Below are 7,376 nucleotides of genomic sequence, written 5' to 3'. Positions count from 1 at the left end.
GGGCGGGAATTGTCGTTGCGCATCCCGTTCAGGGGCGCGGGCACAGCCTTGGCAGTCGGGTCCATTCCCTGATGATCCGTCTCGGTCAGCCGGTAGGAAAGGGATTTGAGCGCGGCATCCATGGCATCTCCCGCACGGGCGACACGTGCGTTCATCGTCGAACTATCTGGTTTTGCGTACATCGTCGAACCATCTCGGTCGCGTTTTCAGCCGCGTTGCCGCAGGCCGGCGCCCGAACGATGAGAATTTCCTTGGCCGTGGGCGCGACCCTGGTCGACGAACCGCCTCCTCGCGAAACGGTACGCTGGCGCCTATATCGTCGTTATCGCGCCGCCGCGCAATGCGGGGAATGCGGATCAGACCATCGTGATCGGAAGCCGGCTCGCTGCCGACGCCCCGACGGGACCTCGCATATGCTCGACGATATCTACAACCGCCGCATTCTCGAACTCGCCGCCGACATCCCCCGTCTCGGCCGGCTCGACGCACCGGATGCCAGCGCCACCGCCCATTCCAAGCTCTGCGGCTCCACCGTCACCGTCGATCTCTCGGTCAAGGACGGCACGGTGACGGACTTCGCCCATGAGGTGAAGGCCTGCGCCCTAGGCCAGGCGTCATCCTCGCTCATGGCCCGCCACGTGGTCGGCGCAAAGGCGGACGAGTTGCGGGAGGTGCGCGACACGGTGCGGCGCATGCTCAAGGAGAACGGGCCGGCACCGCAGGGCGAGTGGGCCGACCTCGCCGTTCTCGAGCCGGTGCGGGACTTCAAGGCGCGCCACGCCTCGACCCTCCTCACCTTCGATGCCGTGGTGAATGCCCTCGATCAGGTCGCCGCCAAGGCTCAGGCCGCCGAATAGAGCCATGGTCCGCCGCGCGGCCCATTGGGCGATCCGGGGCTACCAGCTCACCCTGTCGGGCCTGATCGGCCGGCAATGCCGGCACTGGCCGTCCTGTTCGGACTACACCGACGAGGCGATCCGCCGGTACGGATTGTGGCCGGGCGGCTGGATCGGGTTCTCGCGCATCTGCCGCTGCGGCCCGTTCGGCACGCATGGCATCGACATCGTGCCCGAGACCCTGCCGCCGCGCTCGGCCTGGTACGCCCCCTGGACCTATGGGCGCTGGCGCGGAGTGAACGCGCCGCCATCGCCGTTTGCGTGCGAGGCGGTGGAAGACGAGCGCGCGGGAGGGTAGCGTTGCCCCATCACCGGCGATGCGACGGAAGAAACACTGCATGTCGACCCATATCGCGGATGTCGCCTGGGCCCTGAAGCCCGGGGAGGATTTCGCCGCCGGGCGTTACGGCCGGGGGCACACAGTGACGTTCGATGGCGGCGTGACGCTCGCCGGCACCGCATCGGAGCACGTGGTCGGGAAATGGGCCGCTCGCGAGGCCGTCGACCCGGAGGAGATGCTGGTCGCGGCGCTGTCGAGCTGCCACATGCTGACCTTCCTCCATCTCGCGCGCCTCGCCGGATTCGGCGTCACCGCCTATCGGGACCATGCCGAGGGCGTGCTGGAGGAGACGAGGCCCGGACGTCGTGCGGTGACGCGGGTCACGCTCCGCCCGGACATCGACTGGGCCGGCACCGCCCCGGATACCGAACGGCTCGCGGCGCTCCACGAGGCCGCGCATGAGGAGTGCTTCATCGCGAATTCGGTGAGGACGGAGGTCGTCGTGGCCGCTCCCCTCAGCCCCCGCTGACCCAGCGCATCACCACCAGCGTCCCCGTCACCGTCAGCGCGCCGCCGATGCGGGTGGCGATCTGGGCGAAGGGCATCAACGCCATGCGGTTGGCGGCGGTGAGGATCGCCACGTCCCCGGTGCCGCCCTGGCCGCTGTGGCAGGCATTCACGATGGCGGTCTCGATCGGGTACATGCCGAGGCGGCGTCCCACCAGGAAGCCGGTGGCCATCAGCGTCACCACCGTCGAGACGATGGTGATGAGGTTCGCCAGCGTGAACGCCGCCACCAGCTTGTCCCAGGGGGTCATCGACACGCCGATGGCGAAGAGCAGCGGATAGGTCATGCTGATCTGGACGAACTTGTAGGCGACGAAGCCGCCGGCCTGGAGGCGTGGCGAGACGGCGCTGGCGAGCTTGGCGAGCACGGCGAGGAACAGCATCGCCACGGGAGCGGGGAGCCCGGTGAGGTGGTGCATCATCACGCCGAGGAGGTAGAGCGTCACGGCGGTGAGCGCGGCCGCTCCCACTGTCGCCGCATCCACGGGCGCGTCCTCGACCTTGGCGGCGGTGACGTCGTTGTCCCGGTCCGGCTGGAGCCGGCCCTCGCCGGTGAGATGCGGCATCCGCTTGCCCACGGCATTGAGGGTGCCGGCCAGCACGATCGCCGTCAGGCTGCCGAGCATGACGGGAGGCAGAACCTGCGCGAACACGTCGCCCTGGCCCTGGCCGAGGATGGCGGCGTAGCCGATGGAGAGCGGGATCGCCCCTTCGCCGACGCCGCCGGCCATGATCGGCACGACGATGAAGAAGAAGGTGTGATAGGCGCCGAGGCCGAGCAGGGTGCCGACCAGCGTGCCCACGCAGGCCGCCGCCACGGAGCCGGCCGCCAGGGGCACGAAGATCTTCAGGAAGCCCTTGATCAGCACGTCCCGGTCCATCCCCAGGATGCTGCCGACGATGATCGTGGCGATATACAGGTAGAGGAAGTTTGTGAACTTGGTGAAATCCGTGATCGCCTTCACCAGCGGCGTCGGGATCAGCATGTAATAGACCAGGGCCGAGGGGATGAAGGTCGCGAAGATCGCGCCCGCCCCGATATTCTTCAGGACCGGCAGCCGCTTGCCGATCTCGGCGCAGGTGAAGCCGCCGAGCGCCAGCACCGCGATCATCGTCGGCGCATCGGGCTTGATCTCGCCCTCCGAGGTCAGGACGGCGAGGAGGGCGACGAGGATGAGATAGACCGGCAGGGGAATGATGCCGATCTTGACATCGACGATCCGCCACCAGCCCTGCGGCCAGAACCGGCGCGCGGGCGTCTCCGCCGCCGGGACGGGCTCGGCGGCAGCGGCGGAAGCTGGATTCGCCATCGATACTCTCCCTTCGGCCGGTCGCCTTTCGGGCCGGCCTGCTTGATCGGACCTTCTCGGCGAACCGGCACGAGCATCCGCCCGCTGCCGGCCATCCCGGTTCCGTGATGCGTGAATGGGCGGATGGGGCCGGAAGCTTGTCAATCGCAGCTTGTATCAACCGACCCGGATCGTCTCGGAAGTGCGTTCACGTCCGCGAGAGCCCGTAAAAGGCCGGTCGATGGCCCGCGCGGATTTCTTCCTCCTGCGAAACGGTCTAGACCGCGCCCCTCGCGCCGAGCGCGCGCCATCCGAACACCAGCCGCTTACCTGCCTCGTTCGCAGGAGTGAGCGCAAGGAGACCCGATCCGATGCCCATCCTGACATTCCCAGACGGCAACACCCGCAGCTACGACGCCGCGGTGACCGGCCGTACCGTGGTCGAGGGCATCGCCAAGAGCCTCGCCAAGCGCACCGTGGCGATGGCCCTCGACGGGCGCGTCCGCGATCTCGACGACCTGATCGATTCGGACGTGCGCATCGAGTTCCTCGACCGCGCCGACCCGCGCAGCCTGGAACTGATCCGGCACGATTGCGCCCACGTCCTGGCGGAGGCCGTGCAATCCCTGTGGCCGGAGACCCAGGTCACCATCGGCCCGGTGATCGAGAACGGGTTCTACTACGATTTCGCCCGCGACCAGCCGTTCACCCCCGAGGACTTCCCCAAGATCGAGGCGAAGATGCGCGAGCTCATCGCCCGCGACGCCCCCTTCACCAAGGAGGTGTGGAAGCGCGACGACGTGCGGGCGCTGTTCGAGTCGAAAGCCGAACGGTACAAGGTCGAACTCGTCGATGCGATCCCACCCGGCGAGGACCTGAACATCTATCGCCAAGGCGAGTGGTTCGACCTGTGCCGCGGCCCGCACATGACCTCCACGGGCAAGGTCGGCACCGCCTTCAAGCTGATGAAGGTGGCAGGCGCCTATTGGCGCGGCGATTCCAACAACCCGATGCTGACCCGCATCTACGGCACCGCCTGGGCCACGAAGGAAGACCTCGACGCCTATCTCCACCGGCTCGAGGAGGCCGAGCGCCGCGACCACCGGCGCCTGGGCCGCGAGATGGACCTGTTCCACTTCCAGGAGGAGGGGCCGGGCGTCGTGTTCTGGCACGCCAAGGGCTGGACCATCTTCCAGGAGCTCATCGCCTATATGCGCCGGCGCCTGAAGGGCGATTACGCCGAGGTGAACGCGCCGCAGATCCTCGACAAGTCGCTCTGGGAGACCTCCGGCCACTGGGACTGGTACCGGGAGAACATGTTCGCCGCGCAAAGTGCGGGCGACGAGGCTGAGGACAAGCGCTGGTTCGCGCTCAAACCCATGAACTGCCCCGGCCATGTGATGATCTTCAAGCACGGCCTGAAATCCTACCGCGACCTGCCCCTGCGCATGGCCGAGTTCGGCATCGTCCACCGCTACGAGGCCTCGGGCGCCATGCACGGCCTGATGCGCGTGCGCGGGTTCACCCAGGACGATGCCCACGTCTTCTGCACCGAGGACCAGCTCGCCGACGAATGCCTCAAAATCAACGACCTGATCCTGTCGACCTATAGCGATTTCGGCTTCGGCGACATCGTGGTGAAGCTCTCGACCCGGCCCGAGAAGCGGGTCGGTTCGGATGCCCTGTGGGACCATGCCGAGGAGGTGATGACCCGCGTCCTGGCACAGATCGAGGAGCAGTCGGGCGGCCGGATCAAGACCGAGATCAGCCCGGGCGAGGGCGCCTTCTACGGGCCGAAATTCGAATACGTGCTCCGCGACGCCATCGGCCGCGACTGGCAGTGCGGCACGACCCAGGTGGATTTCAACCTGCCGGAGCGCTTCGGGGCGTTCTACGTCGATGCCGACAGCCAGAAGAAGGCGCCGGTCATGGTGCACCGGGCGATCTGCGGTTCGCTGGAGCGTTTCACCGGCATCCTGATCGAGCATTTCGCCGGCCATTTCCCGCTCTGGCTCGCGCCGGTTCAGGTGGTGGTGGCGACGATCACGCAAGATGCCGACGGCTACGCCCGCGAGGTGGTGGCCGCGCTCAACCGCGCCGGGCTCCGGGTCGAGTCGGACCTGCGCAACGAGAAGATCAACTACAAGGTCCGCGAGCATTCCCTGGCCAAGGTGCCGGTCATGCTCGTGGTCGGCCGCAAGGAAGGCGAGGAGCGCACCGTCTCGATCCGCCGGCTGGGCAGCCAGCAGACCCGCACGGCCGCCCTCGACACGGCTCTGGCCGACCTCCTCGCGGAAGCGACCTCACCGGACATCCGCCGGGCGCAGGCCGTGAACGAGAGCGTGCCCAGCGCCGACGTGGCGCTCGACGGCCAGCACGGGGAAAGCCCGACGCCTTGAGGCAGTCTCGGTGAGCACTGCCTCTCCTCGCATGCGGGGAGAGGCGGAAGACTGCCTCATCCGAGTTAAGGCGTGCCGTCTTGGTTCTGTTCTACGTAGCCGGCGCGCATTCCCCTCTCCCCGCACGCGGGGAGAGGGCCGCGGCGACCCCGTCGTCGGCGCGGCGAGGCGGCAGCCGACGGTGAGGGGGCGCGTTCGGAGGAGCCACACCCGAAGATACCCCCTCACCCTCGCCCTGACGGGCTCACTTCGCCTCCCGACAAGGGGAGGACGACGTCCTCTCCCCGCCCGGCGGGGAGAGGGGTAAGCGTAGTTCTACGGGACCTCGTTGCCGGCGTAGTTGATGGCGCCGTCGGCGCCCTTCTTCCACATGTACATGACGTAGTCGGGCCGGGTGATGTCGCCCTTCTTGTCGTAGGAGATGTCGCCGATCACGGTGTCGAACGGCTTGCCCTGCTGCATGTAGGTGGCGATCTTCTGCCCGTCGCTCGACTTCGTCGCCTCCATCGCCTGTTTCAGGATCTGCACGGCGGCGTAGGAATAGAGCGTGTAGCCCTCGGGATCGAAGTTCATGGCCTTGAAGGAGTCGATGGTGGCCTTGGCCTTCGGGTTCTTGCGGGCGTCGGGCGAGAAGGTCATCAGGGTGCCGTCCGAACCGGGACCGCCGACCTGAGAGAATTCCCGGTCGGCGATGCCGTCGCCACCCATGAGCGGGGCGGCGAGGCCCTGGTCGCGCATCTGGCGGATCAGGAGCCCGGCCTCGGTGTAGAGACCGCCGAAATAGACCACGTCGATACCGGCCTGCTTCAGCTTCGAGACGAGGGAGGAGAAGTCCTTCTCGCCGGGGTTGATGCCCTCGAAGATGACGTTGGTGCCGCCCTTGGCCTTGAGCGCCTTCAGGGTCTCGTCGGCCAGCCCGCGTCCGTAGGGGGTCTTGTCATGGACGAAGGCGATCTTCTTGCCCTTGAACTTGTCGGCGAGGTAGGCGCCCGCCACCGCGCCCTGCTGGTCGTCGCGACCGCAGGTGCGGAACGTGTTCCAGTTGCCGCGCTCGGTATACTTGATCGCCGTCGAGGCGGGGCTGATCTCGATGATGCCGGCTTCCTGCAGCACGTCGGAGACCGGGATCGAGACGCCGGAATTGAACGCGCCGACCACGGCCTTCACGCCCTCGGAAGCGAACTTGTTGGCCACCGACACGCCCTGCTTGGGATCGGAGGCGTCGTCGCCCACGGTCATGACGAGCTTCTCGCCGTTGACGCCGCCGGCCTTGTTGATGTCGGCGATCGCCTGGGTCGCGCCGGTCTTGATCTGCGCGCCGAAGGCCGCGTTGGGGCCGGTGACCGGGACGACCACGCCGATCTTGATCTCGGCCTGCGCGGCACCCGCCAGCATCAGCGCACCCAGCGCCACGCTCATCGCCATCAGTGTCTTCATGGTCATTTCCCCTCGATCAGCGCGGCGGATTGAACGTGTCCCGCTTGGCGCATGGTTGCACGAAGATGTGTCGGGCTCACGTCCCTTGCCGGTCCCGCCAGGATAGCGGGCCGGTGCGCTCGTAGAGCCAGCGATACTGGGTGGTCATCTGCCGGGTGCGGGTGACCCGGTAGCCGAGCGCGCCGATGGCGAGGATCACCACCGCGTCGAGGGCGTAGCCGGCCGGCGAGAGCAGGGTGCCCGAGAACAGGGCATAATGCAGGAAGCGCGAGACCGCCGCGATGGCGAGCCCCGCCAGCACGCACTGCCAGAACGGACGCCATCCCCTGGCGAAGCTGCTGCCCGCCATCCAGGCCGCGCCCCCGCCCATCGCCAGCGTGACGAGGAGGAAGATGCCGAGATTGGGCGTGTCGAGGGACAGGGTCTCGGTCATGATGCCTTGCCTACCGATGCCATCCGAAGCGGGACGCGCTTTCCCTCCCCCCTCAGCGGGGGAGGGTGGCCCGCG

The 7,376-nt window shown here is 67.5% G+C and carries 7 protein-coding genes; 4 read left to right on the top strand and 3 right to left on the bottom strand.

Going from position 1 to position 7,376, the window contains the following annotated elements:
• Window positions 1-413: 413 nt before the first annotated feature.
• From MBTS_RS16575 to MBTS_RS16565, 3 genes are read left to right on the top strand one after another with little or no spacing between them, the layout of a single operon-like run.
• Entirely contained in the window at window positions 414-857 is a 444-nt protein-coding gene (locus MBTS_RS16575; RefSeq protein ID WP_027173118.1) for an iron-sulfur cluster assembly scaffold protein, read from the top strand.
• A gap of 4 nt (window positions 858-861) precedes the next feature.
• Complete coding sequence (gene yidD, locus MBTS_RS16570; RefSeq protein ID WP_147831174.1) at window positions 862-1,194, top strand: membrane protein insertion efficiency factor YidD; 333 nt, start codon at window positions 862-864, stop codon at window positions 1,192-1,194.
• 40 nt (window positions 1,195-1,234) lie between these two features.
• Window positions 1,235-1,705, top strand: coding sequence for an OsmC family protein (locus MBTS_RS16565; RefSeq protein WP_192216059.1), 471 nt, complete (start codon window positions 1,235-1,237; stop codon window positions 1,703-1,705).
• Here MBTS_RS16565 and MBTS_RS16560 read toward each other — a convergent pair.
• On the bottom strand, window positions 1,692-3,053 hold the full coding sequence (locus tag MBTS_RS16560) for a 2-hydroxycarboxylate transporter family protein (RefSeq protein WP_056142368.1): 1,362 nt from the start codon (window positions 3,051-3,053) through the stop codon (window positions 1,692-1,694). The two genes, MBTS_RS16565 and MBTS_RS16560, sit on opposite strands and share 14 nt — an antisense overlap.
• Window positions 3,054-3,403: 350 nt before the next feature.
• Between MBTS_RS16560 and thrS the strand changes: the two genes are divergently transcribed.
• A complete protein-coding gene (gene thrS, locus MBTS_RS16555) occupies window positions 3,404-5,431 on the top strand; it encodes a threonine--tRNA ligase (protein WP_147831168.1) in 2,028 nt (675 codons plus the stop codon).
• A gap of 315 nt (window positions 5,432-5,746) precedes the next feature.
• Here thrS and MBTS_RS16550 read toward each other — a convergent pair whose 3' ends face one another.
• Both MBTS_RS16550 and MBTS_RS16545 read right to left on the bottom strand, forming a co-directional pair.
• Window positions 5,747-6,874 carry a branched-chain amino acid ABC transporter substrate-binding protein gene (locus MBTS_RS16550; RefSeq protein WP_373321233.1) on the bottom strand — a complete coding sequence of 376 codons (1,128 nt, stop codon included), beginning with the start codon at window positions 6,872-6,874 and terminating at the stop codon, window positions 5,747-5,749.
• Between the two features lie 70 nt (window positions 6,875-6,944).
• A complete protein-coding gene (locus tag MBTS_RS16545) occupies window positions 6,945-7,301 on the bottom strand; it encodes a DUF6867 family protein (RefSeq protein ID WP_018044027.1) in 357 nt (118 codons plus the stop codon).
• Window positions 7,302-7,376 lie beyond the last annotated feature (75 nt).

This window comes from Methylobacterium bullatum, from assembly GCF_014845095.1.
Lineage (GTDB): Bacteria > Pseudomonadota > Alphaproteobacteria > Rhizobiales > Beijerinckiaceae > Methylobacterium > Methylobacterium bullatum.
The sequence above is the reverse complement of the archived record's forward strand: the minus strand, read 5'-3'. Positions and strand labels throughout refer to the sequence as shown.